This is a genomic window from Sulfitobacter sp. S190 (assembly GCF_025141935.1).
In the GTDB taxonomy this organism is placed as follows: Bacteria; Pseudomonadota; Alphaproteobacteria; order Rhodobacterales; family Rhodobacteraceae; genus Sulfitobacter.
Map to the genome: position 1 here is coordinate 2,444,132 of NZ_CP081120.1, position 25,910 is coordinate 2,470,041.

33 protein-coding genes are annotated in these 25,910 nt (G+C 62.9%); 19 read left to right on the forward strand and 14 right to left on the reverse strand.

Annotated features, from left to right (window positions below):
• Positions 1-10: 10 nt before the first annotated feature.
• The 4 genes from K3756_RS12235 to K3756_RS12250 are packed head-to-tail and all read right to left on the reverse strand — an operon-like array spanning position 11 to position 2,788.
• Entirely contained in the window at positions 11-619 is a 609-nt protein-coding gene (locus tag K3756_RS12235) for a hypothetical protein (protein WP_259993552.1), read from the reverse strand.
• A 17-nt stretch (positions 620-636) separates the two neighbouring features.
• Positions 637-1,065 (reverse strand): VOC family protein, encoded by a 429-nt coding sequence (locus tag K3756_RS12240; RefSeq protein WP_259987746.1) that lies wholly within the window; start codon positions 1,063-1,065, stop codon positions 637-639.
• Positions 1,066-1,067: 2 nt separating this feature from the next.
• Entirely contained in the window at positions 1,068-2,048 is a 981-nt protein-coding gene (locus K3756_RS12245) for a carboxylesterase (protein ID WP_259987748.1), read from the reverse strand.
• The gene (locus K3756_RS12250; protein WP_259987750.1) at positions 2,045-2,788 is read right to left on the reverse strand and encodes an alpha/beta fold hydrolase; all 744 of its coding nucleotides are present in this window, start codon (positions 2,786-2,788) and stop codon (positions 2,045-2,047) included. Before K3756_RS12250 ends, K3756_RS12245 begins: the two co-directional genes overlap by 4 nt.
• A gap of 127 nt (positions 2,789-2,915) precedes the next feature.
• Here K3756_RS12250 and K3756_RS12255 point away from each other — a divergent pair, with 127 nt between their 5' ends.
• Positions 2,916-3,674, forward strand: a complete 759-nt coding sequence (locus K3756_RS12255) for a metalloregulator ArsR/SmtB family transcription factor (protein WP_259987752.1) — start codon at positions 2,916-2,918, stop codon at positions 3,672-3,674.
• 14 nt (positions 3,675-3,688) lie between these two features.
• Entirely contained in the window at positions 3,689-4,114 is a 426-nt protein-coding gene (locus K3756_RS12260) for an MAPEG family protein (RefSeq protein WP_259987754.1), read from the forward strand.
• Here K3756_RS12260 and K3756_RS12265 read toward each other — a convergent pair.
• Positions 4,111-4,341 (reverse strand): hypothetical protein, encoded by a 231-nt coding sequence (locus K3756_RS12265; protein WP_259987756.1) that lies wholly within the window; start codon positions 4,339-4,341, stop codon positions 4,111-4,113. The genes K3756_RS12260 and K3756_RS12265 overlap by 4 nt on opposite strands.
• 48 nt (positions 4,342-4,389) lie before the next feature.
• Complete coding sequence (locus K3756_RS12270; protein WP_259987758.1) at positions 4,390-5,682, reverse strand: MFS transporter; 1,293 nt, start codon at positions 5,680-5,682, stop codon at positions 4,390-4,392.
• An 87-nt stretch (positions 5,683-5,769) separates the two neighbouring features.
• Here K3756_RS12270 and K3756_RS12275 point away from each other — a divergent pair, with 87 nt between their 5' ends.
• The 6 genes from K3756_RS12275 to K3756_RS12300 all read left to right on the forward strand — a co-directional run bounded on the left by K3756_RS12275 (position 5,770) and on the right by K3756_RS12300 (position 11,730).
• Entirely contained in the window at positions 5,770-6,945 is a 1,176-nt protein-coding gene (locus tag K3756_RS12275) for an MFS transporter (RefSeq protein ID WP_259987760.1), read from the forward strand.
• Positions 6,946-7,031: 86 nt separating this feature from the next.
• Entirely contained in the window at positions 7,032-8,978 is a 1,947-nt protein-coding gene (gene thrS, locus K3756_RS12280; RefSeq protein WP_259987762.1) for a threonine--tRNA ligase, read from the forward strand.
• 216 nt (positions 8,979-9,194) lie between these two features.
• The gene (locus K3756_RS12285; RefSeq protein WP_259987764.1) at positions 9,195-9,500 is read left to right on the forward strand and encodes a DUF2282 domain-containing protein; all 306 of its coding nucleotides are present in this window, start codon (positions 9,195-9,197) and stop codon (positions 9,498-9,500) included.
• Positions 9,501-9,571: 71 nt separating this feature from the next.
• Positions 9,572-10,435 (forward strand): DUF692 domain-containing protein, encoded by an 864-nt coding sequence (locus tag K3756_RS12290; protein WP_259987766.1) that lies wholly within the window; start codon positions 9,572-9,574, stop codon positions 10,433-10,435.
• The gene (locus K3756_RS12295; protein ID WP_259987768.1) at positions 10,432-11,181 is read left to right on the forward strand and encodes a DNA-binding domain-containing protein; all 750 of its coding nucleotides are present in this window, start codon (positions 10,432-10,434) and stop codon (positions 11,179-11,181) included. The genes K3756_RS12290 and K3756_RS12295 overlap by 4 nt, the downstream gene beginning before the upstream one ends.
• On the forward strand, positions 11,182-11,730 hold the full coding sequence (locus K3756_RS12300) for a DoxX family protein (RefSeq protein WP_259987770.1): 549 nt from the start codon (positions 11,182-11,184) through the stop codon (positions 11,728-11,730).
• Here K3756_RS12300 and K3756_RS12305 read toward each other — a convergent pair.
• Positions 11,727-12,047, reverse strand: a complete 321-nt coding sequence (locus K3756_RS12305; RefSeq protein ID WP_259993553.1) for an arsenate reductase family protein — start codon at positions 12,045-12,047, stop codon at positions 11,727-11,729. The genes K3756_RS12300 and K3756_RS12305 overlap by 4 nt on opposite strands.
• A gap of 176 nt (positions 12,048-12,223) precedes the next feature.
• On the opposite strand from K3756_RS12305, the gene K3756_RS12310 reads away from it, so the two are divergent.
• Entirely contained in the window at positions 12,224-12,430 is a 207-nt protein-coding gene (locus tag K3756_RS12310) for a cold-shock protein (RefSeq protein WP_259987772.1), read from the forward strand.
• A gap of 395 nt (positions 12,431-12,825) precedes the next feature.
• Here K3756_RS12310 and K3756_RS12315 read toward each other — a convergent pair whose 3' ends face one another.
• On the reverse strand, positions 12,826-13,155 hold the full coding sequence (locus K3756_RS12315) for an arsenate reductase family protein (protein WP_259993554.1): 330 nt from the start codon (positions 13,153-13,155) through the stop codon (positions 12,826-12,828).
• 74 nt (positions 13,156-13,229) lie between these two features.
• Between K3756_RS12315 and K3756_RS12320 the strand changes: the two genes are divergently transcribed.
• The gene (locus K3756_RS12320) at positions 13,230-13,709 is read left to right on the forward strand and encodes an REP-associated tyrosine transposase (RefSeq protein ID WP_259987774.1); all 480 of its coding nucleotides are present in this window, start codon (positions 13,230-13,232) and stop codon (positions 13,707-13,709) included.
• 312 nt (positions 13,710-14,021) lie between these two features.
• Here the strand turns inward: K3756_RS12320 and K3756_RS12325 are convergent, their stop codons facing one another.
• Together K3756_RS12325 and thyX are read right to left on the reverse strand one after the other, a co-directional pair.
• Positions 14,022-14,645: a HEPN domain-containing protein gene (locus K3756_RS12325; RefSeq protein ID WP_259987776.1), complete on the reverse strand. Its 624-nt coding sequence runs from the start codon at positions 14,643-14,645 to the stop codon at positions 14,022-14,024.
• A 40-nt stretch (positions 14,646-14,685) separates the two neighbouring features.
• Complete coding sequence (thyX, locus tag K3756_RS12330) at positions 14,686-15,591, reverse strand: FAD-dependent thymidylate synthase (protein WP_259987778.1); 906 nt, start codon at positions 15,589-15,591, stop codon at positions 14,686-14,688.
• A gap of 207 nt (positions 15,592-15,798) precedes the next feature.
• Here thyX and K3756_RS12335 point away from each other — a divergent pair, with 207 nt between their 5' ends.
• The 7 genes from K3756_RS12335 to K3756_RS12365 all read left to right on the forward strand — a co-directional run bounded on the left by K3756_RS12335 (position 15,799) and on the right by K3756_RS12365 (position 21,338).
• Entirely contained in the window at positions 15,799-16,908 is a 1,110-nt protein-coding gene (locus K3756_RS12335) for a hypothetical protein (RefSeq protein WP_259987780.1), read from the forward strand.
• A complete protein-coding gene (locus K3756_RS12340; RefSeq protein ID WP_259987782.1) occupies positions 16,905-18,308 on the forward strand; it encodes a surface lipoprotein assembly modifier in 1,404 nt (467 codons plus the stop codon). Before K3756_RS12335 ends, K3756_RS12340 begins: the two co-directional genes overlap by 4 nt.
• A gap of 87 nt (positions 18,309-18,395) precedes the next feature.
• A complete protein-coding gene (locus K3756_RS12345; RefSeq protein WP_259987784.1) occupies positions 18,396-18,830 on the forward strand; it encodes a VOC family protein in 435 nt (144 codons plus the stop codon).
• A 4-nt stretch (positions 18,831-18,834) separates the two neighbouring features.
• Complete coding sequence (locus K3756_RS12350; protein WP_409202400.1) at positions 18,835-19,545, forward strand: DUF1194 domain-containing protein; 711 nt, start codon at positions 18,835-18,837, stop codon at positions 19,543-19,545.
• Complete coding sequence (locus tag K3756_RS12355; RefSeq protein WP_259987788.1) at positions 19,542-20,279, forward strand: DUF1194 domain-containing protein; 738 nt, start codon at positions 19,542-19,544, stop codon at positions 20,277-20,279. The genes K3756_RS12350 and K3756_RS12355 overlap by 4 nt, the downstream gene beginning before the upstream one ends.
• Positions 20,280-20,290: 11 nt before the next feature.
• The gene (locus tag K3756_RS12360) at positions 20,291-20,854 is read left to right on the forward strand and encodes a hypothetical protein (protein ID WP_259987790.1); all 564 of its coding nucleotides are present in this window, start codon (positions 20,291-20,293) and stop codon (positions 20,852-20,854) included.
• Positions 20,855-20,879: 25 nt separating this feature from the next.
• The gene (locus tag K3756_RS12365) at positions 20,880-21,338 is read left to right on the forward strand and encodes a YHS domain-containing (seleno)protein (RefSeq protein ID WP_259987792.1); all 459 of its coding nucleotides are present in this window, start codon (positions 20,880-20,882) and stop codon (positions 21,336-21,338) included.
• A gap of 93 nt (positions 21,339-21,431) precedes the next feature.
• Here the strand turns inward: K3756_RS12365 and K3756_RS12370 are convergent, their stop codons facing one another.
• From K3756_RS12370 to K3756_RS12380, 3 genes are all read right to left on the reverse strand, one after another.
• Positions 21,432-21,947, reverse strand: a complete 516-nt coding sequence (locus K3756_RS12370; RefSeq protein WP_259987794.1) for a MarR family winged helix-turn-helix transcriptional regulator — start codon at positions 21,945-21,947, stop codon at positions 21,432-21,434.
• Between the two features lie 73 nt (positions 21,948-22,020).
• Positions 22,021-22,317 (reverse strand): succinate dehydrogenase assembly factor 2, encoded by a 297-nt coding sequence (locus tag K3756_RS12375; RefSeq protein ID WP_259987796.1) that lies wholly within the window; start codon positions 22,315-22,317, stop codon positions 22,021-22,023.
• Positions 22,314-22,736, reverse strand: coding sequence for a helix-turn-helix domain-containing protein (locus K3756_RS12380; protein ID WP_259987798.1), 423 nt, complete (start codon positions 22,734-22,736; stop codon positions 22,314-22,316). The genes K3756_RS12375 and K3756_RS12380 overlap by 4 nt, the downstream gene beginning before the upstream one ends.
• A 93-nt stretch (positions 22,737-22,829) precedes the next feature.
• On the opposite strand from K3756_RS12380, the gene K3756_RS12385 reads away from it, so the two are divergent.
• A complete protein-coding gene (locus K3756_RS12385; protein ID WP_259987800.1) occupies positions 22,830-24,032 on the forward strand; it encodes a pyridoxal phosphate-dependent aminotransferase in 1,203 nt (400 codons plus the stop codon).
• Positions 24,033-24,132: 100 nt separating this feature from the next.
• Positions 24,133-24,534, forward strand: a complete 402-nt coding sequence (locus K3756_RS12390; protein ID WP_259987802.1) for a hypothetical protein — start codon at positions 24,133-24,135, stop codon at positions 24,532-24,534.
• Here the strand turns inward: K3756_RS12390 and K3756_RS12395 are convergent.
• The gene (locus K3756_RS12395; RefSeq protein WP_259987804.1) at positions 24,531-25,910 is read right to left on the reverse strand and encodes an MATE family efflux transporter; all 1,380 of its coding nucleotides are present in this window, start codon (positions 25,908-25,910) and stop codon (positions 24,531-24,533) included. The two genes, K3756_RS12390 and K3756_RS12395, sit on opposite strands and share 4 nt — an antisense overlap.

Sequence of the window (25,910 nt, forward strand, 5' to 3'; positions counted from 1 at the left end):
CCTGCGGCGATCACGGATAGGCGATGCCGCGAAACGGTGGAAAATCGCCGTAGCGCGCGCGCCGTACCTCCGGCGCTTCCGTCGGTTCATGGCCTGCCCGCAGCAACAGTCCGCGCGGGGCGATATAGCTCGAAATCGTGCGCAACGGTTCGGGACGCCAGACAAGGTTGAAGGCCGCCAGCTTCGGGAAAAACCACATTTCGGAGTAAGGCAGATGATCGTGCACCCACCACGCCAGATCGCGCCAGTCACGGCCCTTGTCATACTGGTCGGCAAACCACGGGATCACCAATGACGTGCCCGCGATGGGCGGTCCGGTCCAATCCCAGATATGGCATTCGATGGGGTTATCGCTGCGCGCGCAGTTCAAACCGTTATCATTGCCAAAGGTGTTGAGCGCCGCCGACCTGTAGCCCGACCGTATTGCGATCCGGCCGAAAGTCTCCTCCAGCGGGTCGAGCAGGTCCTGACACAGGCGTCGACCGTGGGCGATGGCCACATCCGGTCGATCGGGGATATTGGGGATCCCGTGAAACGCGCCGATCTCGCTCATCAGAAAGTCCCGCATGTAGAAATGACGCGACAGCCGCACGCGGCCCAGGGTCTCGAGGCTCCACATGCTGGCAGGTCTGCGCATCAGCCGTAGCCGTTCCAGCGAACCGCGCCATTGGGGCCCAGCGCCGAGAACGGATTGTGCGCCACTTCCCAAATGTGGCCCTCGGGGTCTGCGAAATAGGCGATGAAGCCACCCCAGAACACCTCCGAGGGATCGCGCAAAATCCGCGCCCCCGCGTCGTGTGCCCGCGTCACCAGGGCGCGTACGGCATCGGCACTGTCGACGTTATGGGAAAACGTGCTGGCACCGCGCCCCAGCGTTTCGACCGGAACACCGATGTCCTCGGCCAGCTTGTTCAGCGGATACAGCCCCAGCGTCTGCCCGATCAGATCGAAGGCAATGACACCATCGGGGCTGTCTACGCGGGTCCAGCCCAAGGCCTCGTAGAAAGCGGCGAGTGCTTCGGGATCGCGGGCGCCAAGCGTGACGAGGCTGATACGCTGGTCCATCGTCAAAGCCCCTCGACCCAGCGCAGAATTTCGTTGGTCACTGGTTTCGTCTGGCCCGGCGAGACGATATCGCCAGCGAGGACGTGGGCGGAGGGGTCATCGCTTTCACCCAATGCGGGTTTATAGGCCACGACAGGGCCACCCCATTCGGCCATTGCAGCCTGCGTTGCTTCGGCGCTCACCACCTTGTCGTCATCGGCGAAAATGAAGAGTGCGGGGGCCGTGGCCGCACGCAGGTCCAACCCGTTGACCGCTTTGACCAATGCCGCCATCGGCATCACGGCGACGCTGGGGTATTCGGTCGACCAATAGCGCTCCTGCGCATCGTTGAGCGGCTCGAAGCTGCGCCGCTCGCCCGCGACAATCGGCAGCCAGTAGCGCGCCGCGGGAAAGGTCAGCAGCGGGGCCATGGGGTTGTTGACCGCGAAGTTGGGCGAAATCAGAACGTGACCCGCGACGCCCTCGCTCAGCGTAGGGTCAACGGCAGTCGCCGCCGCCAGCGTGCCGCCCGTGCTGGTCGAGATGACCAGCACCCGTTCGCCCACGCGTTTCGCAATTGCCAACGCCTCGACGGTGTCTTCCATCCAGGCCGCGACCGACCCTTCGGCCATCGCGTCCCCACTGCGGCCATGTCCGCGCAGCCGCGTCAGCACAAGATTCGCACCCAGCGCGTCCGCGACCACATCCGGGACCGGGCGGATTTCCTGTGCCGTGGCGGAAAAGCCGTGCAGATACACCACCGACCACGGGGTTTTTTCTTCTGGTGCACCGGCCCAGATCACCTGCTTTTGCACGCCGTCCGTAATATCGTCGAACGCCGCCTCTCTCGCGGCGAGATAGGTATCCACGCCGTCCTCCAGCACCGTATCGTCGAAGGATGCCGTCAGCGCCGCATCCTCATAGGGGCCGAAAATCCACAGCGCCAGAACCGCCACCACCAGCAAGACCATCAACCGACCGGTCCATTTCAGCAGCTTTTTCATCGCATGACCTCCTCTACGGCATTTTCAATCAGCGCCAGGCACGGGCCATCCGAAAACCGGTGATCGGCGTCCTTGACCAACAGGAGTTGCATGTCAGGGCTGTTGGCGTGGGCCAGAAGCGATGTCGCAACCTCGACGCTGACGGCGGTATCTGCGGTGCCTTGCAGCAATCGCACCGGAAATGGCAGATCGAGCCGCGCGCGCAGCACCAGATGCGCACGCCCGTCGTCGATCATGCGCTTGGTCACGATATAGGGTTCCATGTAGTCGGAGGGCAGCGCAATCTGGCCGACGCTGTCCAATTCGGACCGCTGGCTGTCGGTAAAGCCCGCCCACCAGCCGTCTTCAGTGAAATCGGGTGCTGCGGCGATACCGACCATGCCCGCGATCCGTTCGGGCCGTGCGCGGGCCAGCAGCAGGGCCTGCCACCCCCCCATGGAAGATCCGACAACCACGATATCGCCGTCGATCAGCGTGTCGATGACGGCAAGTGTATCTTCGTGCCAGTCACCGATGCACCCTTGCTCGAACGTGCCGCCTGACATCCCGTGGCCGGAATAGTCAAACCTCAGAAAAGACTGCCCTTTTGCCCGTGCCCATGCCTCGAGATGAATGGCTTTCGTGCCCTCCATGTCCGACTTTAACCCGCCGAGGAAAACCAGCGTGGGCCCGTGACCGTCCAGCCGGTGATAGGCAAGGCGCCTGCCTTGCGGCGTGTCGAAATAGGATGGGTCTGACATGGCGTGCTCCGACTGTGGCTTGGAGGGATCATGCGCCCCGGCGGACGGGGGCGCAACCGCTGACGCAGCGGTTTGATTAAGTGACCATCTTGTCACGTGACTAATAAGTAACCTATAAGTGATTCCCATGGACGCGATATTCAAATCCCTCGCCGATCCGGCCCGGCGCACGCTGCTCGATGCCCTGCGCGAGAAAGACGGCCAATCACTGGGCGAGCTGACCGAGCTGCTGGAGATGTCACGTTTCGGCGTGATGAAGCATCTGGGTGTGCTGGAGGACGCAGGGCTCATCGTGTCGCGCAAACAGGGGCGGTTCAAATACCACTATCTCAACGCCCTGCCCCTGCAAGAAGCCATTGATCGCTGGATCGAGCCCTTGCTCGTCAAACCGGCGGCCCGAGCGGTGCTGACTTTGAAAAATCAATTGGAAGGACCCCCAGATATGAACGAGACCAAAACCCGCCCCGATTTCGTGATGCAGACCTTCATCCGCTGTACCCAAGACGCCCTGTGGGAGGCGCTGACCGATCCCGCGTCGATGGCCGCCTATCATTTCATGTGCGACCGCGTCGAAGGATCGGCCGCAGACGGGCAAACGGTGCATTTCATCAAACCCGACGGCGAAGGGATGCTGTCGCAAAAGACCCTGTCGAGCACCCCCAAATCACGTATCGAGACCACGTTCGAGCCGCATTTCTTCGGCCCCGATGCGCCAGCATCGCGCATGGTGTACCTGATCGATCCCGAAGGCCCGGTGTGCAAGCTGACTATCGAACACTATGACATTCCCGCGGGTCAGGACGGGGTTGCAGAAGGCTGGGCGCGGCTGGCCGCATCGCTCAAGAGCTGGCTGGAGACCGGTCAGCCGCTCAAGGTCACGGGTTGAGAGGAGGCGAGATGATGCAGAATTTTCCAACGGAACTGGGCATTCTCACCTGTCTGGCGCTTATGGCCGCAACGCTTTGGGTGCCCTACATCATCGGGGTCAACCGCGTAGCACTACCCGAGGGCGCGCCCGATCCTTTCGAACGGCCCGGCGATCTGAACGCCCTGCCCGCTTGGGTGCATCGCGCCCACCGCGCGCATCTCAACCTGCTGGAGCAGTTTGTTCCCTTCGCGGTGCTGGTCCTGCTTCTTGATCGGGTAGACGGGTTCACAGCCTTGACCTACTGGACCGCGATCGCGTTCTTCTGGATCAGGGTGGCGCATGCGGTCGGCATGATTTCGGGCACCGCGCGGATGCCGCTACGCCCGATCCTGTTTACGCTTGGGTGGGTTTGTTGCCTGATCCTCGGCTACGCGGTGTTTGCCGCGCGCATGGTCTAGCCGCTGACGTAGGGCTCTTCGCTGGGGCGGTAGAAAATCTTCTGGTTGTGAAGCCGCCCCATCAGATCGTCGATCTCGCGTTCGACGGTCGTTTCTTCCACCTTCGGAAGCAAGGCCCGCGCGCCTTCGCGACCCAGCGACAGATCACGTTTGACCACCTGCAGGGCCGCTTCGATCAGGTCAATGTCCGCGAGGGTCAGTTCGAACCGGCGATTGTACTTGGGCATGTCTGCGCTCCTTGGCTGGGGATAAAGATGGGGCGCGCGGGGCGCGGGTCAATCCTGTTCTGCCTCCGGCAGCCCGCGCGCGGCCACGGCCGCCGCGATCCCCATCATGGCAAACAACGCCAGAACCGCTTCCGGTCCCAACAAAGCGGCACCGCCCCCCGCGACACCCGCGACCAGCAAAAGCACCCCGATGACGGTGTTGGACACGGCCGCATAGGCAGAGCGCTGATCTTCGGGCGATATGTCCACCAGATAGGTCGACCGGCCTTGTCTGACCCCGTGATACGCAATCATCAGCACAAACAGCACCAGCGGCATAGCCCAGACCGTTTGCGCCAGCCCCGAAAACGCCAGTACGACGGCCAGCAGCATCGCCGCGGCCCCCACGACCCCCGTTAGCATCAGCACCCGCCGACTGGAGCGATCCGACATGCGCCCCCAGACATAAGAGCTGAGCAAGGAGGCAAGCGCAGAGGCGAGCACCAGCGCCCCCAGCTTGCCCAGCGCGCCCGCATCCTCGCCACCGCCAAGGATGACCAGATAGGGCGGCGCAAGTGCTGTCGACACCAGCAAACCGCGCACGATGATAAAGCGCCACAAGACCGGGTTGTCGCGCAAAACGGCGAAAGACGCCTGAATGCCGGTGTCCCCGCTGTCGCTCGGCTGTTCTTCGAGCCGCGAAAAGACTGTCGCGGCCAGCAGCCACAGCACAGCGGCAAGAGCAATGGCCGCCACGACCACACCGCGGTTCTGGACCAGCCCCGACATCAACAGAACGGCGAACAGAAGCACACCTGCGGCGGACACCGACCCCGCCAGCCCGGTGATCGCTCCGCGCCGCGTCTTGCCCACCGTCTTGCCGAGGATGTCCTTGAACGACACCGAACAGACCGCACGAAACAGCGCCAGCCCGCCGAGCGCCGCGCAGATGGCAAGACCTGCCGCCCCACCTTCGAGCGTCAGTGCCGCAAGCACGATCAACGCCGCGCACAGCCCCTGCCCCGCCGAACCGATGACCCACGCCCATTTGCGATGCGTCAGCCCCTGCACCCATCCCGCCAGCGCGATCTGCGGCAACAGCGCGCCTGCCTCGCGGATCGGGACCAGCGCACCGGCATAGACCGCAGGCGCACCCAGCGCGGTCAACAGCCAGCTCAGCACCAGCTTGGGGTCGATCAATCCGTCCGCGACCTTGGTCATGCTCAGCGAAACGGCATGGCGCAAACCGTTGCGCGGTTCTGCCGCCTGTGCATCCTCGTCCAGCGTCTGCGCAGGCGCATCGCTGCCCGTCAGCGCGTCAAACGCCTTTTCGGTGAGGCTGTCGTGGTGCGCATCTGTCATACTGAACTCCTTGGCTCGGCAAGCTAGGGCACCGTGGCACAATCGCAACCCGCTTGCCGCAGCCGCGGATTGGCGTATGTAGCGCGGATGACCCAAGCAGAAACCAACCGTGTCCTCATCCTCGTCTTGTCGGCGTGCAACTTCGTCATCGGCATCGGGGCGTTTGTCATTGTCGGCATTCTGCAACCCCTTGGCGCGGATCTGGAGCGGTCACCGGCACAGGCAGGGCAGTTGATGACCGTCTATGCGGTGGGCTACGCCATCTTGTCGCCGATCCTCGTGTCGGTCACAGGCCAAATCGGCAGACGACGCATATTGGCGATTTCCTTTGGCATCTTTACCCTTGCCGCGGTTCTTTCGGCGCTGGCGCCCAACTATCTCACGCTGTCGGTGGCACGCGTCGTTGCGGCCGCGGGCGCGGGAATATTCACGCCGATCGCGGCTGCCGTGGCTGCCACGCTGTCGCCCGAAGCCCAACGCGCACGGGTGCTTGCGGCGGTATTTTTCGGGCTGACGCTGGCGCAGGTCGTGGGCGTTCCTGCCGGAAGCTGGATCGCCTATACCTTTGGCTGGCGGTGGGCGCTGTGGCTGGTGGCGGGTCTGGGCGTGCCGTGCATCTGGCTAATCTGGACACGGGTGCCCGCGGGCCTGCGCTTTCAACCGGTAAGCATGGCCGACCTTGGCGATGTCCTGTGTCAGGGCCGCATGATGCTGGCCATCATGTTCACCGGGACGTTTCTTGGCGCGATTTACGTCCTTTATACCTATATATCCCCGCTTTTGAGCCAAACGATGGGCTACGGCGGCAACGGGATCACGCTGATCCTGATTGTTTTCGGACTTGGTGCGGTGGGCGGCAACATCATGGGTGGGTTTCTGGCGGACAAGCTGGGCTGGCACAAAACACTCACCGTGTTGTGCGTGGCGCAGATGCTGATCATGCCCATGTTTTCGCTCTTGCCGGTGGCCACCGGCATGGTGGTGCTGCTGGCCTTTCTGTGGTCGCTGTGCGGGTGGTCTTTCATGGCGGGCCAACAACTGCGGCTGATCAATCTGGCAGGACCACGGGCGCCCGTTGTGTTGGCGCTGAATGCGGCGGCGATCTATATCGGGGCCGCGCTGGGGTCGGGACTGGGCGGTCTGATCATCGCGCGCTTCGGGATCGAGGCCACGGGGCTGGCTGCCGGTCTGGTATCGCTCGGGGCGTTGATCCATTTGACACTATCGGCCCGTCTGTCGCCGCGCCCTGCAACGGGCTCTTGACGCTCGCGCCTCCCGGCGTCACATGTGCACCCACATAAACCCGCAACCGGGCGTCTCGTAGGCGCCAAACCGACGAGGAGGCCCCGATGGCCCAGATCGCACTCACCCTTCCCGATGGCAACGCACGACACTACGACGCAGGCATAACTGCGGGCGAAGTTGCCGCGGACATTTCCAAATCACTCGGCAAGAAAGCCATCTCCGCGACTGTGGATGGTCAGCATTTCGACCTGTCCTGGCCCATCGAGGCCGACGCGCAGATCGCGATCCATACCATGCAGGACGAGGTGCAGGCCAACGAACTGGTGCGTCACGATCTGGCGCACATCATGGCGCGCGCCGTGCAGGAAATCTGGCCAGACACCAAGGTGACCATCGGCCCCGTGATCAAGGACGGCTGGTATTACGACTTCGACAGGGCGGAACCTTTCACCCCCGAAGATCTGGGTCTCATCGAAAAGAAGATGAAAGATATCATCAACAAACGCGATCCCGTGCGCACCGAAGTCTGGGACCGGGACGTGGCGATCCAGTACTACAAGGACCGCAACGAGCCCTACAAGGTCGAGCTGATCGAAAGCATCCCCGGCGATGAGCCATTGCGCATGTACTGGCACGGCGACTGGCAGGATCTGTGCCGTGGCCCGCACCTGCAGCACACCGGGCAAGTGCCGGGCGACGCGTTCAAACTGATGTCGATCGCCGGTGCGTACTGGCGCGGCGACAGCGACCGCGCGATGTTGCAACGCATCTACGGCGTCGCCTTTACCGGCAAGGAAAAGCTGCGCGCGCATCTCAACATGCTGGAGGAAGCGGCAAAGCGCGACCACCGCAAGCTGGGCCGCGAGATGAACCTGTTTCACATGCAGGAAGAAGCCCCGGGGCAGGTCTTCTGGCATCCCAACGGCTGGAGCATCTACACCACCCTGCAGGACTACATGCGCCGCAAGCAGCGCGCCGCGGGCTACGTCGAGGTGAACACCCCGCAGGTCGTGGACCGCAAGCTCTGGGAAGCGTCAGGCCACTGGGACAAGTATCAGGAGCACATGTTCATCGTCGAAGTGGACGAGGAACACGCGCGCGAAAAGGCGATCAACGCACTGAAACCGATGAACTGCCCCTGCCACGTGCAGATCTTCAATCAGGGTCTGAAATCCTACCGCGATTTGCCGTTGCGCATGGCCGAATTCGGATCGTGCAACCGCTACGAGCCTTCGGGCGCGCTGCACGGCATCATGCGCGTGCGCGGGTTTACACAGGACGATGGCCACATCTTCTGCCGCGAGGACCAGATCGAGGCGGAATGCGCGGCCTTCATCGACTACCTTGCCTCCGTCTACCGCGATCTGGGGTTCGAGAAGTTCGAGATCATGTTCGCCACCCGCCCCGAAAAGCGCGTGGGGAGCGAGGAATCGTGGGACCACGTGGAAAGCGCTTTGGAAAATGCGATCAAGAAGACCGGGCATCCCTACACGCTCGACGCGGGCGAAGGCGCGTTCTACGGCCCGAAGCTGGACTTCAAGCTGACCGACGCGATCGGGCGGGAATGGCAGTGCGGCACCTTTCAGGTCGACCCCAATCTGCCCGAGCGGCTGGGCGCGCAATACGTGGCCGAGGATGGTGCGAAGCACCGCCCCTACATGCTGCACCGCGCCTGTCTGGGCTCTTTCGAGCGTTTCATCGGCATCCTGATCGAAAACTCGGCGGGCAAGCTGCCCTTCTGGCTGGCACCACGGCAGGTTGTCGTCGCCTCCATCACCGGCGAAGCGGATGAGTATGTGACCGAGGTCGTGGCCGACCTGCGCGCGGCGGGCGTGCGGGCCGAGGCGGACATCCGCAACGAAAAGATCAACTACAAGGTCCGCGAACATTCGGTCGGCAAGGTCCCCGTGATCCTCGCGGTTGGCAATCGCGAAGTCGAAGAGCGCACCGTCTCCGTGCGCCGTCTGGGAGAAAAGCAGACGTCGGTCCAATCGCTCGATGACGTGCTTGGCGCGTTGCGCGTCGAGGCCACACCGCCCGATTTGCTGTAATAATCGCCGCACCCGCCGCAACCGGTCCGGCGGGTGCGTGCCCCAATGTTACAGTTTGTCAGGACACGCCCCCGCAATATTGCGGGTTTTTGCCCGTTTTTGGCGGATTTTCTAACGGGGATGTTATACACTGCGTCGTGAATGGCCTCCGCCTCTGCGGGCTGCTTTAACAGTGTCATTGAACTTTCATTGTGACTTCAAAACGGGAGAAACCTGATGTCCACAACCATGAAAACGCTCGCTATTGCCGGTGTTGTCGCCGCATCCGTCACCGGTGTGACCACGACCTCCGCCGCTGCTGCCGCGAAAGAGAAATGCTACGGCGTGTCGCTGGCTGGCGAAAACGATTGCGCCGCGGGCCCCGGCACCACCTGCGCCGGTACATCCGTGACCGACTATCAGGGCAACGCATGGACGCTTGTTGATGCTGGCACATGCGCCGAAATCGAACTGCCCGCAATGGCAGACGGGACGGAGCGGACAGGTTCGCTCGAAGCGCTCGACCGCGATTTGCCGGCCTGAGAAATATCGCGCGGGGTCCAAGGTCCAACCGGGGCCCCGCGCACTTTAACCTGAGACCGGAGGGTATTGAGATGTTTGACCAATCCGCCCCCGCGACCCGCCTTCCCAATGGCGTCGGCGTCGGCTACAAACCACAACATTTCTCCGACCTGATGGCTGCCCCCGGCCCTGTCACGTGGATCGAGGTCCATGCGGAAAACTACATGGGTGACGGTGGCCGCCCCCACGCGCAGCTGCGCGCACTGTCCGAAAAATTTGCGGTGTCGGTGCACGGTGTCGGATTGTCGATCGGCGGCGAAGACCCTCTGGACCGCGAGCATCTGGCACGGTTGCGCAAATTGCTCGACTGGTCCAACCCCGCCAACTTTTCCGAACATCTCGCCTGGTCCACGCATGGCGCTGAGTTCCTGAACGACCTTCTACCTTTGCCCTATACCGACGCGACCCTCGCCCGTGTCGCGGACCATATCGCGCAGGTGCAGGACGTTCTGGGGCGGCAAATGCTTCTTGAAAATCCGTCTAGCTACCTTGCTTTCGCAGAGAGCACTTTGTCTGAAACCGACTTTCTGACCCTGCTTGTCCAGCAAACCGGCTGCGGTCTGTTGCTGGATGTCAACAATGTGTTTGTTTCGTCCACAAACCTCGATGTCAGCCCGCGCGCCTATATCGATGCCTTTCCGCTCGAAGCGGTCGGCGAGATCCATGTCGGCGGGCACGATGAAGATACGGACGACAGCGGCGCGCCCCTGTTGATCGACAGCCACGGCGCACCTGTAGTTGATCCTGTGTGGTCGCTGCTCGACTACACGCTCGCGCGGTCTGGTCCACGTCCCGTCCTTGTGGAATGGGATACCGACGTGCCCGACTGGCCCACGCTCCGGCGCGAAGCAGACCGCGCCGCGCAGGCGCTTACCGGTGTGACCGCGAGCCAATGACGGCGTCACAGCGCCAGTTTCGTGCGGCTTTGCTAGATGCCGAAGCCGCGGTGCCGGACGGGTTGCTGGATTGTGCGGGCGCACCCGCAGGGCGCCGATACGGTGTCTACCGCAACAATGTCGTTGTGTCCCTCATCGAGGCGATGAAGACGGCCTTTCCAACGGTTCGGACTTTGCTGGGGTCGCAAAACTTCGACGGTCTGGCACCGATCTTTGTCCGCCAGCACCCGCCCTCCTCTCCGCTAATGATGCACTACGGTGCGGAATTCCCCGGGTTTCTTCAAGGCGTGAGCCAGCTGTCGCATCTGGGATACCTGCCCGACGTCGCGCGTCTCGATCTGGCCATGCGGCAGTCCTATCACGCAGCCGATCCCACCCCTTTCGATGTCTCCGTCCTCGAACAACCGCCCGAGGAATTGTCGCGCGTGTATCTTGCGCTTGCGCCGCCGGTACGGATCATCCGGTCCCGCTGGCCCCTGTTTGACATCTGGCAAAAAACACAGGACCCGCAGGCCGCAGCGCCCCGCAATATCGCGCAGGACATCATGATCGCGCGGCCCGAATTTGATCCTGCCCCGTATCTGCTGCCGCCCGGCGCCGCCGTGTGGTTGAGCGCGCTTGTCGAGCACGATCTGGGCACTGCGCTCGAAATGGCAACAGCGGCGGATCCTGACTTTGACTTTGCCGCAGCCCTCACGCTGGCACTGCAAACCCAAGCATTGACCACCAAGACAAAGGACGCCTGAATGAACGCGCTTTTTTCGACCTACCGCTCCATCACCACACGGCTTGACCGCGCGGATTGGCTGTTGCCGACGCTCGCCCGGTTTCTCTTTGCCGCCATTTTGCTGATGTATTTCTGGGTCTCCGGTCTGACCAAGTTGGGCGATGGCTTCATGGGCATTTTCGCCCCCTCCACAGGGGCTTACGTGCAGATCTTCCCCCGAATGATGGAAGCTGTCGGCTATGATACAAGCCAGTTTTCGCTCTTTCACAAGCTGGTCGTTCTGGCCGGCACATGGGCGGAGTTCATCTTGCCCGCTTTGATCGTACTGGGCCTGCTGACACGGCTTTCCGCACTGGGGATGATCGGTTTTATCGTGGTGCAATCGCTGACCGACCTTTACGGCCACAACGGTTGGGAAGACAGCACGGTTCTGGGCGCATGGTTCGACCGGTTCCCGGACGCAGCCATCCTTGATCAAAGAGCGCTATGGGTGTTTTTACTGATCGTTCTGGTCATCAAGGGCGCGGGTCCGATTTCATTTGACCGGGCACTCTCCCCCAAAAACTAGAGCGCCGCGCGCACCTCTTCTTCGGTTTGCGCCGTCCACCCCAGAAACAACCGATCGCCCGCTTTGATCAGCGGGCGTTTCATCAGTGCGGGATGGGTTTTGAGCAGCTCAGCGGGGTCCCCCGCGCGCTCGATCTCGGACAGGCCCCGCCATGTGGTCGAACGGGTGTTGACCAGCTTGTTGCCAAATTGTGCATGCGCTTGCGCCATCACATCCGCGGGCACACCGTCGATACGCACGTCGCGCAGCTGCGCTTCCGGCAACGCTTTCATGGCCTTCCGGCAGGTGTCACAATTTTTGAGACCAAATACCTCAATCATTTCGGCGAACTCCTAAAGTTTGGGCGTATTGACGCGGGTTTGATGATAAATACCAACGATTTCCTTGATTTTTTGCGTGCCTGAGCGATCTTTTCTAGCGTGGGTGTTGACGTAAGGTTACCGCCTGCCCCGCATGACTGCGGGAACTTGACTTGCAAAGGAGGCATGGAGAGATGCCAACGGGTACTGTGAAGTGGTTTAACACGACAAAGGGCTATGGTTTTATTGCGCCCGAAGGCGGCGGAAATGATGTGTTTGTCCACATTTCAGCCGTGGAGCGTTCGGGGCTGACGGGCCTCGCGGACGACCAGAAAGTCAGCTACGAGCTGTCGGAGGGCCGTGACGGCCGTCAGATGGCGTCCGATCTTTCGCTTCTATAACAAAGACTTGAGAACCCGGCGCCGCCCGAAAGGCCCGCCGGGGATGACCGCCGCTGCACCGCGCTACCGCTTGTCCAAAGAGGGTGGCGGGGTGTTTTGTGCGGGGTGGGTCCCTGCGATGGTACGCTGCGGTGCGTGGCCCTAGGACCAAGGGTCTTTCGGAGAGCGCGACCACGCCTGAAACTGCGGCCTGCCCGGAGCAATTCCGAAGTGTCTTGCAGTTCCGATCGCGCCCGCTCCCTGCCCTTTTTCAGACCTTTACAGCGGGTCACCACGGGTGCATCCGGACCTGTGCACAAAGTGTATGACTCGCGTACACCGCACGTGCATACACCGTGCGCGGGCGATGGGCCGCGTCCTGACGCTCCGCTGCGGGGATTGGCGGCTGGTGGTGGCTACTGCGCCAGCCAGACGGCCTGTGCGGCCGCGTCCCAGCCGAGGGTGTAACGGGTGCCATCGGTGATGACGGGGCGGGCCATGAGGGCGGGTTGGTCCATCAGCTGCGCCTCGGCCTCGCTCTCGCGCATCCATGCGTTGAGGTTGCGGTAGGTCTGGGACTTGCGGTCGACGAGCGTGTCGCCGAATTCGGCGAGCAGCGGGGCCCATTCGGCCTCGGTCAGCCGGTCGGCACGGACATCCCGAAAGGTGACGGCATGACCCGCGTCCGTAAGGGCGCGTTGGGCTTTCTTGCAATCGGAACAGGTGGGCAGGCCATAGAGGATCATTTGGGGGGCTTTCGGATTGGGGAGACCGTCGGGCGTTTCACGTTTCATTAACACTGAATCGGCAGGGTTTGACCATGCCTCACTATCTTCGCCCGCGCAGATCGGGGGCTTGCCTGTTTCTGACCATCACCCTCGCGCGGCGCGGCGCGCGGGATCTGGTCGAACATATCGACATCTTGCGCGATGCGGTGCGCAGGACGCGCGCGGACCGGCCCTTTGCCATCGACGCTTGGGTCGTGTTGCCCGATCACATGCACTGCGTCTGGACGCTACCGGAGAATGACTGCGATTTTTCGACCCGTGTGGGGCTGATCAAGGCGCGGTTCTCTCGCCGCTTGCCGATGGGACAGCGCCGCGCGAGCCATGTTTTCAGACGTGAACGGGGCATCTGGCAACGTCGGTTCTGGGAACACCACATTCGGGACGAAACGGATTACCGCAATCATGTCGCGTATTGTTGGCACAATCCGGTGAAGCACGGTTACGTGGCGCGCCCGGAGGATTGGCCGCATTCGTCATGGCACCGGGATCACGCAAGCGCCGCACGCACGTAGGGTGCGCATTCATTGCGCACCTTCCGCGGGCCACAGAAGGCGGACGTCAAGTGCAAAGCGCGGGCGTAGGGTGCGCATTCATTGCGCACCGTTGCGAGGGTTGGATGGGGTGGATGGTGCGCAGTGAATGCGCACCCTACAGATTGCTCGGTGCTTCGCCCAGTCCCATGGGGTCGGTTTGGGCGGTGCCCTATCGGAGGTTGGACATAGATATGAAAGTGTTCAGATTGATCTTAGGACTCGCATTTACTCGCACCTTCGCGGAAATGAGGCGAGATAGACGAACGAAGCGAATGCTCCCCCAAACAGACCTCAATCACGGATGGGAATTCTATTCCAAGGGCTTCGATTTGCAGTTGCAACTCGGCGTAAATAGTTTCGAAGGAAGTTATCTGTCTCAATCGTCAGTCTATCAATAAGTTCCACTTTGTTTCGGAGTTCATTGCGCCTGACATATGGAGCATCAGGTCCCCTATGAGCAATTTCACCTCTTAGAGAAACAAAATTGTTCAAGTCCTCACGAGAATACGACCAAGCGTTTTCAAGATCGTTTGCATCGACTCCCAACCAATCATGAAACAGAGACGATATTTGTCCAAATTTTGGAGTATTGAGTATGCTACAGTTTTGACGGACCGCGCTAAGAAAGACATTTTTCCAACCTTCACCACATAGCAAGAGCACGCCGAAATCGTGCTTGTCAGATTTTGCAGTCTTCACCAATTGGCCTTTGACTCGATTCGGAAGCGCATCTGGCACATCAGAACCCGCAATAAGAAATTCGGCGCACTCAATCGTTACGTCTTCGACATAGAGCTCCCACGCACTGCTTAAACTCAGTACCCCGCTTCGAGTTATGTGCCCGAGATGCCGCCGACCCCTTCCAGGAGGATTAAGCTCTTCGTGCGTTTTGAGTAGCTTCTGTACATCTGGCATGAGCTTCCGTTTGAAATTCTGCCTCGCATTCGATGGCATCTTACCTAATCACCCCCTCAAACTCCCGCCATTCCCCCTTCGACATGCCGCTGTTCTCCTGCGTGACCTCCTCCCCCGCCAACATCCGGCGCAGGCAGTCGAGTGCCTTGCCGGAGAGGGTGGCGCCGCCCAGCCGGTAGTCCTCGAAGGCGCCGTAGGCGGCGGGCACCCAGTCGGCGACGACTTTGCAGATCGCATCGGCGTAGACGCGGATTTCGTATTGGGCGTGGCTGTCGGCGCGCAGGCGCAGGAAGTGGAAGAGGTTGTGCAGATCCACCTTCCAGTACCACTGGGTATAGATGTTGGCGGGCAGGTTCATGCGGGCCAGTTCGCGGGCGAGGCCGTCCTGCCCGTCCTGGCTGATCATCTGCTCGTAGTTGTCATAGGCGCGGTTGCTGTCGGATTTGAGGATTTCGAGCACGCGGGCGGCCTCGTCGCCCTCCAGCACCCCGCCGCGCCCCTGATTGTTGACGACGGATTGCGCGTTGATGTGATCGGCGGCGGGAATATAGAATTCACGGTCGAGAATCGAATAGCGGGCGGAGTATTCGTTTACGTTGGCCGTGCGGTGGCGAATCCACTGGCGGGCCACGAAGACGGGCAGTTTGACGTGCAGCTTGATCTCGCACATCTCGAAGGGGGTCGAGTGCCAGTGCCGCATCAGGTAGCGGATGAGCCCTTCGTCGTTCTGCACCGACTTGGTCCCCTTGCCGTAGCTGACCCGCGCGGCCTGACAGATCGCCGCGTCGTCGCCCATGTAGTCGATGACCCGGACAAACCCGTGGTCGAGCACTTCGTGCGCGCGGTAGAGATGCGCCTCCATCCCCGGTGAGACGGCGCGCAAGGTGGGTTGTGCATTGGCGCGCAGGGCGTCGATTTCGGCTTGTTGCTCGGGCGAAAGCGGCATGTTCGGTTCCTTGGCGGCTGGGGAAGGATGGATTCGTCTGTTACTATATCTGGCGGATGGTCGCTTCCCAACAGCGATATGCGGTATTGTTTTTTCGCCATGCTTATATGGTTTCTTTGCCGCAACCGGTGGACGGCGTTGACAATGCGCCGAAGTTGCGGCGACTGTTGCCGACAAAAGAACACACCGTTTTTTGAGGGCAGACCTGTGAAAACCAAGATTATGAGCCTCGTGCTGATCGCGACCCTTGCGGGCTGCGGCAGTGGCGGGAACCCTTTCGAGGATGAAGAGACAACGACCGATGCCGGTGACGACACGGGCACCGATGACACCACCACCGAGGGCACCGGTATCGACCGCGAGGGTATCCCCCCCGGCACCACCAGCCCCTCGCCCAACGAGAGCCTGTTCCGCTCCGAGGCGCCTGTGGAAGGCGATGGGCCCGATACCGGCAACGGCACGGCGACGGGTGTGTCCTACAACGGGGCCGATGATACCTTTACGGTGGACGGGATCGCGCTGGACGGTGACCGCCCCTACGACCGCGGCGTTGCCGTCAGCAGTTTGAACGGGGGCCGGTTCCAGGTCTATGACGGGCCGGCCACGGCGATTGATCCGGTGTCGGGTGATGTGATCAACCAGTTCACCTACCGCGCGGTATACGGGGTCAGCCGCAACCGTGTCGCGGATGCCGCGGGCGCACCGACGACCGTGCCGACGACCCAGTTCGCCATCGTGCGCACGGGCAGCTATATCGACTACGGGTTCGGCGGGTTCATCTACCAGCGGGATGCGGATGTGACCCTGCCCACCGAGGGCGAGGCCCGCTTTACCGGCCAGTCCGCAGGCTTGCGTGACTTCATCGGGCGGGGCGGATTGGAGTATTCCACCGCGGACGTCGAGATCATCATCGACTTTTCCGACTTCAACGACAGTGCGAATGTGCTGGGCGACGGGGTGGCCGGCACGATCAGCAACCGGCGCGTGTTCGATCTGGCGGGCAACGACATCACCGCAGAAACGGCGGGCCGCATTTCCGATGGTCTGACCGAAATTCCCTCGGCTGTTTTCTCGGTCGGGCCGGATGTGCTGGACGTGAACGGCGATCTGGTAGGCGAAATGACCAGCACCTTCGTGGATGACGAAGGCAATGTCGTCAGCTACGAGACGGGGAACTACTATGCCATCGTGTCGGGCGACGATCCCGACGAGATTGTCGGTGTCTTTGTGGTGGAAAACTCGCTTGACTACGAAGGGGCGACCACCCGCGACACAAGCGGCTTTATCGTGTACCGGGGTGATCCGATCACGCCATGACGCGGCTTCGTATCAGGCAATGGATTTTGGCAGCGGGCGTGGCGACGATGATCGCCGCGCCCGGTCTGCCTGTGGGGGCGCAGGATGCGGTGACGCTGTCGCCCGCCGAGATGGAAAAAGCCGCCAAGCTGAGCCTCGAGACGGGATATTTCGAACGGGCGGAGACCTTTGCCGCGGCCCTGCTGACGCGCGACGAAACCGATGTGGTGGCGCATTTGATCCGGTCGCGGGCGCTGCGCCTGATGGGCGAGCTGGAACCTGCACGCAAGGCCGCGCGGGCGGGTTGGAGCCACGCCGAAACCGACGAGGAACGCTATGCCGCGGCGCTGCTGATGGCGCAGGCGCTGTCGTCGCAGGACAAGCGCACGCGGGCGCAGTTCTGGCTGCGCCGCGCGGCACAGCACGCCCCGTCGGAGGCCCACAAGGCCAAGGCCGCGCAGGATTTCCGCTATGTCCAGCGGCGCAACCCGTGGTCCACGTATCTGTCCTTCACGCTAGCGCCCAACAGCAATATCAACAACGGATCGGCGCGCGAAAGCCTCGAGATCGAGAACGAGCTGTACGATGTGCTGGCGGGCGGGCCGGTGACGGTGCCCATCGATGATACGTCGCGCGCGCTGTCGGGGATCGAGATCGGCGGCCAGTTGCAGACGCGTTACCGTTTTGCGCAAACCGAAACCACGGCGCACGATCTGCGTGCCACGCTGAGCTACCGGACCTTCCGGCTGTCCGATAGTGCCGAGCGGGACGCGCCGGACGTGTCGGGCAGCGATTACGCCTATGGCACGGTCAGCGTCGGCTACGGGTTCAAGCGTCTGCGCGCGGACCGGCGCGGTGAATTCGGTCTGACCACGGACATCGGACAGGCGTTTTACGCCGGCAGCCGCTACAACAGCTTTGTGCGCGCGGGCGTGAGCCAGACATATTACACCGACCGCCGCACCAAGCTGCGCTTCGGGGCCGTGGCAGAGGCCGAGAACGGTCAGGCGGTCAGCGACACCGAAAGCCTGCTGCTGTCGCTGAGCCGTGACCGGCAGATGCGATCGGGCAACGGGCTGCATCTGGGCGTGACGGTCAAGCGGCAGATATCGGACAATCCGGTGCATGATTATGCCGAGACGCGGCTGCGCAGCGGTCTGGTGCTGGGCAAACGGGTGATGGGGGTGCGCTGGCGTTTCGGGGCCGGTGTCGCCTTTCGCGACTACGAGGAATCGTTCTTTGACCCGAGCGGGCGGCAGGATACGCGGCTGGAGTTGGATGCGACCGCCACCTTCGAGCAGATCGACTACTACGGGTTCAGCCCCACGGTCAGCGTGCGCGCGTCGAAGACCAACAGCAACGTGGCGCTCTATGATGTGAACCGCTTTGGTGTGAGCCTCGGGATTGTGTCGAAATTTTGAGCGGCGGTGCCCTGCCCGCACGCTCGACACGGTGCGAATGCATGCTAGGTTTCGCGCGACACCCAATCGCAAGAAGGAAGCCCCGTTATGCCCATCAAGTATCTGCACACAATGGTCCGCGTCAAAGATCTCGACACGTCGATCTCGTTCTACAAAATGCTGGGTCTGGTCGAGCGGCGGCGCACCGAGAACGAGGGCGGCCGGTTCACGCTGGTGTTTTTGTGCCCGCCCGGCATGGACGACGGCCACGCCGATGTGGAGCTGACCTATAACTGGGACGGCGACGATGCGCTGCCGGATGACAGCCGCCATTTCGGCCATCTGGCCTATACGGTCGAGAATATCTACGACATGTGCCAGAAACTGATGGATGCGGGCGTGACGATCAACCGCCCGCCGCGCGACGGCCACATGGCGTTTGTCCGCTCGCCCGACAACATTTCGATCGAGCTTTTGCAGGAAGGCGACCGGTTGCCCGAGCAGGAGCCGTGGAAATCGATGGAAAACACCGGCCACTGGTAAGCCCGTGATGCGCGCGGCCCTTCTGGCGGCGGTGACGGGGCTGGTGCCCCTGCCCGCCCTGGCCATCGAGTGCCGGTTGGCGCTCGCGCTGGCCATTGATGTGTCCAGTTCGGTCGACGCGCGCGAAGACACATTGCAGCGTGGCGGCGTTGTCGCCGCGTTGACCGCACCCGAGGTTGTCGCGGCGTTCTTTGCCTCCGATCTGCCGGTGGCCCTGTCGGTCTATGAATGGTCGGGCCGTTATAATCAGGAGCTGATCCTCGACTGGACGCTGATCGACGGGCGTGCCGCGCTGCTGGATGCGGCAGAGGTCGTGGCCCGTTCGAAGCGGTCCCACAATGATTTTCCCACCGCGATGGGCTACGCGCTCGGCTATGGCGCCAAGCTGCTGGAGCGCGCGCCGCGGTGTCTGCGCAAGACGCTGGACATGGCGGGCGACGGGCAGAGCAACGAGGGGTTTCCGCCCGCCGCGGCCTACCGCGAATTCGCGTTCGACGATGTGGTGGTCAACGGTTTGGTCGTCAATGCCGCCGATTTCGAGGGCGAAGTGGGGTTGATCGCCTTTTACAAGGCCGAGGTGGTCCACGGCCCCGGAGCGTTTGTCGAGATTGCCGACGGGTTCGAGGATTACGAGCGCGCGATGCGCCGCAAGCTGGAGCGGGAGCTGAAGCCGCCCGCCATCGGCGCGCTGGACGCGGCTGGAGATGCGGGATGATCCGTGCGGCGCTGCTGGCGCTGATGGTGGCGGCAACGGGGGCGGCGGCGGATGTGTGCCGTCAGGCGCTGGCGCTGGGGCTGGATGTGTCGGGGTCGGTGGACGCGCGCGAGTACCGGTTGCAAATGGACGGGCTGGCCGATGCGCTCGACAGTGTGGCGGTGCGCACGGCCCTGCTCGAGCGCCCCGATACGCCTGTGGAACTGCTGGTGTTCGAGTGGAGCGGACCCGCGGACCAGATGACGCTGGTGCCGTGGACGCGCGTGGTGGACGGCGCGGCGGTGGACGGCATCATCGCGACCCTGCGCGGCGTGGAGCGGCGGGGCGACGCGACCCCGGGCACCGCGCTGGGTGTGGCCATGACGCTGGGGGTGCAGCACCTGTCGCAACGCGCTGCGTGCTGGCGCCGGGTTCTGGATATTTCGGGCGACGGCAAGAGCAACCTCGGCCCCCGCCCACGCGATGTCAAAACGCAGCTGGCCGCGCGGGGGGTGACGATCAACGCGCTGGTGATCGGCGCGGATGATCCGGCCGCCGGAGACGCACGACAGGGCGATATCGCCGAGTTGTCGGCGTATTTCACCGCCGAGGTGATCGTGGGGCCCGATGCCTTCGTGGAGACCGCGCTGGGGTTCGAGGACTATGCCCGCGCCATGGAAACCAAGCTGCTGCGCGAGTTGGGCGGTATGGTGCTGTCCGGCCCCCCGTTGCGCGACAGCGTCATCGCACGCTAGGGTGCGCCACCATGTTGCGTTTTCTGACCCCCAAGCCGCGGCCAACTGTGGCCACGTTGCAGGCCCTTGTGCGGGCCAGCTGGGCCAAGACCGGCCTGCCCCCTGCCGCGCCGATCGCCACGCGCCCCTACGGCGACGGATCGGTGCACGTCGAGGTGGGGGACGATGGCTTTGATCTGGTGGTCGAGGAGCGCGGTGTCGAACTGGAGCGCCAGTCGGGGCTGAGCCTGCAGGACGCGGCGGCGCGGTTCCTGATGTCCTATGCCACGGCGCACGGACAGGCGCGTGAGCTGACCGAGCGCCGCCCTCCGCAGGGCCAGAAGGCGGCGGCGGACGGGCTGTGCGAGAGCGGCTATGCGCGCTGGAACTGGATGGCCATCGCGATCCTGACGGCGCGGCAGATTTCACCCGCTTTGGGCGCGCGGCTTTATGCGCAGTTTCACGAGACACTGGAGCATCATCCGCCGAGCGCACAGGAGCAGGCCGCACTGCGCTGGACCATCGCCCCGATCCCGCGGCGCATCGGAGACGATCACGCAGATGTTGATCCCCTTGCGCCCCCTGACCCGCTATAGCGGGGCCAGCGAGGGAGGAGAGTTCATGATCCGGATGACGACACGGCGCAGGGCGCTGGTGACGGGAGCGGCCGCGGCATTGCTGTGGCCTGTAGCTGGGGTCGCGGCGGCGCCGGTGCGTGTGGCCGTGGACGCAAGCGGAACCGCCATCGACGGATACGACAGCCACGCCTACTGGCGTCACGGCGCTCCGCGGGTGGGCCAGACGGCGCATGTGGTGGACTGGGCCGGTGTGCCGTGGCGGTTCGAGACGGCGCAGGATGCCGCGGCCTTTGCCGCGACGCCCGATGCCTTTGCCCCGAAATTCGGCGGGTTTTGCACCCGCGCCATGTCATTCCGCAAGATCGTCAACGCCGATCCCGAAGTCTGGCGCATTTTCGAAGGCGGGCTGTACCTGTTTGCCAAACCCGTGGGCGGCACGAAATTCGATGCCGGACCTCGGGCGATGATCGCCAAGGCCCAAAGCCACTGGGACACGCTGTAACGGGTGATCCGCATGTGCACAGGGCGCCCGAAGATACCTCCGGACGCCCTGCACTGCCTGCATGTACCCCCCTCTGAGGGATGCTGCCTGTGGTCAGTAGATGTATCTGATCTGGTCGGTCCAGTAGCGTTCCATCCGCTTGAGACTGTCGGTGATGTCGACGATGCCCGCCGGTCCCAGAACGCCCTTGTCCTCGAGCCCGTCGGCGTGGCGGGCGAACAGACCCGACACCACATCGCGGATCTTGCGCCCCTTGTCGGTCAGGCGCACCCGCACCGAGCGGCGGTCGATTTCGCAGCGCTGGTGGTGCATGTAGCCCATGTCCACCAGTTTCTTGAGATTGTAGCTGACGTTGCTGCCCTGATAGTAGCCGCGGCTTTTCAATTCGCCCGCGGTCACTTCGTTATCGCCGATGTTGAACAGCAACAGCGCCTGAACCGCGTTGATTTCCAGCACCCCGACACGTTCGAACTCATCCTTGATGACATCCAGCAGCAGCCGGTGCAGGCGTTCGACCAGCGACAGCGCCTCCAGATAGCCGACCATAAACCCCTTGTTGCCGACTGCGGGCGGCGCTTGGGGAATGTCGATGTGATCCTGTAAACTCATTATGCTCTCCAACCTTTTGGCTGTGTCGGAGATTGAAGAATAAATCAGAATATTTCGTTAAACGCGTATCGTATTATCCGTGGATGCCCGCGACGTGACTCTGGATGTCCGAAACCATTGCGCCGTATGGGTCTTTTGCGGGGACCTGGCCGGTGACCCACTGGTAAAGATCGTGATCGTTTTCGTTCAGAAGCCGGTCATAGAGATCCAGATCCTGCACCGTCATCGCGGCCAGACGGTCCCGCGCGTAGGCCGATAGAATCAGGTCCATTTCCTTGATCCCGCGGCGCATCGATCGCATGACCAGCCGCTTTTCGCGCGTTTCGCGGGTTTCGTCGGCGGGCGGCGTGGGGTGCGGCAATTCGATCATGCGCCGTCTTTCAGCATCACGCGCAACCGTTTTTCGAGCCGTCCGACGTGTTTTGCCGTCTCGGACAGTTCGACCCGCAGATCGCGCAGTTCGCCCAGCACGTCCGAGGCGCCTTCGGGCAGGGTGCCGCCCGCTTCGGGGCCATCGAGCCCTTCGCCTTCGCCGTTGATGAGCCACATCATCGACACGTTGAGCAGACCGGCCAGCATTTGCAGCCGGTTGGCGCGCGGCTCGGACAGATCGTTTTCCCAGCCGCGCAGGGTGGCCAGCCGCACGCCGAGCCGCCGGGCGAGAATCGTTTGTGTCATGCCGGCCGCTTCGCGCGCCGCGGCGACCCGGTCGCCAAAGGTGGCCATGTCGGGCCCGTACCAGTCCACTTCGGGGGTGTCGGTTGGTCCATTTGCAGTGGTGTCGGCCATAGAACTCTCCTGTCGGGGCGGATGTCGCTTGATCGTCGAATGGGCCGCCCCTACACAGGGGGCGGGACCTACACATAGCTTGATGAGGACAAAATGGAACTGCTATCTGCGACACTTCAGCGTGTAAAACCATCACCCACGATTGCAGTCACCACGAAAGCCCAGGAGCTGAAGGCGGCGGGCCGTGATGTGATCGGACTGGGTGCGGGGGAGCCGGATTTCGACACGCCCCAGAATATCAAGGACGCCGCCGTGGCCGCCATTGCGGCGGGCAAGACGAAATACACCGCTGTCGACGGTATTGCCGAGCTCAAGCAGGCGATTTGCGCCAAGTTCGAGCGCGACAATGGCCTGAGCTATAAGCCCGCGCAGGTGAGCGTGTCGGGCGGTGGCAAGCAGGTTTTGTACAACGCGCTGATGGCGACGCTGAACCCCGGCGACGAGGTGGTGATCCCTGCGCCCTATTGGGTCAGCTATCCCGACATGGTGCTGCTTGCGGGCGGTGAGCCGGTGATTGCCGAGGCGTCGTTGCAGACCGGTTTCAAGCTGACCGCCGACCAGCTGGAGGCCGCCATCACGCCCAAGACCAAGTGGTTCATCTTCAATTCGCCCTCCAACCCGACCGGCGCGGGGTATTCGCGCGACGAGATGAAAGAGCTGACGGATGTGTTGATGCGCCACCCCCACGTCTGGGTGATGACCGACGACATGTACGAGCATCTGGCCTATGACGATTTCGAATTCTGCACGCCTGCGCAGGTCGAGCCGCGCCTGTACGACCGCACGCTGACGGTAAACGGTGTGTCGAAGGCCTATGCCATGACCGGCTGGCGGATCGGCTATGCCGCGGGGCCGGAGGACTTGATCAAGGCGATGCGCAAGGTGCAGTCGCAATCGACCTCCAACCCCTGTTCGATCAGCCAGTGGGCCGCCGTCGAGGCGCTCAACGGGCCGCAGGATTACATCGGCCCCAACAACGAGATGTTCGTGCGCCGCCGTAATATGGTGGTCAAGGCGCTGAACGCGATCGACGGCATCAGCTGTCCGGTGCCGGAGGGGGCGTTCTATGTCTATCCGTCCATTGCGGGGCTGATCGGCAAGACAACGCCAAACGGGGTGAAGATCACCGATGACGAGACGTTCGCCACGGCGCTGCTGGAGGATGTGGGCGTGGCGGTGGTGTTTGGTGCGGCCTTCGGGTTGAGCCCCAACTTCCGCGTCAGCTATGCCACGTCGGACGAGGCGCTGGAGGAGGCCTGCGCGCGCATCACCTCCTTCTGCAACGGCCTGAGCTGACGACCGCGCGGTGCAGGAGGCGGGGCTATCGCCTCCTGTCGCCGCGTGATACATGCGGGAACCAACCGCAGATTGAACCCAGTTTGGCAGGACAGGCAGCATGGCAGGCGCGCTCCCCGAATATTACTTTCGCGTTCGTGAGAACGGGGCGTTCGCGTTCCGGCTGGATACCGAAAACCGCCAGCGCCGGATCGAGATGGACCAGATCGCCGTCGTCAACATGCGCAGTGGCGAGATCAAACCCCACGGCGACCGGACCCTGACCGAAGCCGATATCGCCGCGATCACCGAATGGATGGAAGAGCGCGCGCAGGTGCTGGCGCACCGCGACATCGACGACATCCACCGCGCGGTTGACTACCTCAACCTGACGACCCACTGGGCGCAATCGCGGGCCACCGATGCACAGCTGGACGCCGTGACCGACCGGTTGCTGCTGGCGATGCACGATCTGCGGGCCACGCTGGTGCGCAAGAAGGCCGACAGGCTGACCAAGGACTAGACCGCGCGCACGTCGCCCGCGTTTCCTTTGATCCCTGGCAGGACCGTGCGCCAGAACCGGGTGTTCAGCAGGATCGCCGCGACGCCGAGCCCGATGCCCAGACCCGCCCAGACGCCGATCCCGTCGAAGCCCATCCAGAAGCCCAGCAGATACGAGCACGGCACGCCGATGACCCAATAGCTGAACGTGGCATAGACCATCGGCAGCGTGGTGTCCTGCACCCCGCGCAAGACGCCCAGACCGATCGCCTGTGCCCCGTCGACAAGCTGGAACAGCCCCGCCATGAACAGGATGCCGACCCCGATCTGCAGGATTTCGACCTTGGCGGGTTCGCTTTCGAGAATGAAGATGCCGATGAGCCATTCGGGGTAGAGGAAGAACACAGCCACCGTCACCACCGAAAACAGCAGCGACAGCGCCGTGGCGACCGCGGCACCCCGTGCCAGATGACGCGGGTCGTGCCGCCCGTAGGCGTTGCCCGCCCGCACCGTTGCGGCATTGCTGAGCCCCAGATGCACCATGAACGTCAGCGAGGCCAGTTGAACCGCGATCCCGTGCGCGGCCAGCGGCACCGTCCCCAGCCAGCCCATCATGATCGCAGAGGCCGCGAACAGCCCCACTTCGCTCAGCGAGGTGATGGAGATCGGCAGGCCCAGCGTGAACACCCGCTTGAGCATATCCACATCCTTGGCCCAGAGCCTGCGAAAGAGGTCGTGTTCGGGCAGCCGCATCCGCACGTAGATCACCACGCCCACCAGCGACACCACCTGTGTGCACAGCGAGGCAACGGCCGCCCCGCGGATGCCCATTTCGGGCGCACCCCAATTGCCGAAGATGAGCGCGTAGTTCACGACGGCGTTCACGAGGGCCGCAAGCACGGTGATCCAAAGCACGATCTGCGTGCGCTCCAGCGCGGCGAGATAGGATTTCAGCACCATCACGAACAGCGCCGGCAAAATCCCCCAGCCCGCCACCGTGAGGTAGGTCGCGGCCTGTGCCACCACCGCTTCTTCCTGTCCGATCAGCCGCAGGATCGGACCGGCAAAGAGCATCGCGGGCAGCGCCAGCAGGGCAAAACCGAAGCTGAGCCAGAGCCCCATGCGCGTGGCCCTGCGGATGGAGGTTTCATCGTCTTCGGCGGCAAAGCTGGCGACCATGGGCATCACCGCCCATGCGTATCCCGAGCCGAAGATGAAGAGCACGAAAAAGAAGGTTGAGGCCAGCGTCACCGCGGCCAGTTCCTCGACCCCGTACCAACCCAGCATGACCGTATCCGTCACGCCGATCGCCATCTGCGCCAGATGTCCGCCGATGAGCGGCAGCCCGAGGACCGACAACGCCTTGGCGTGGGCCGGGAAGGTCATGTGCTTGTGCAT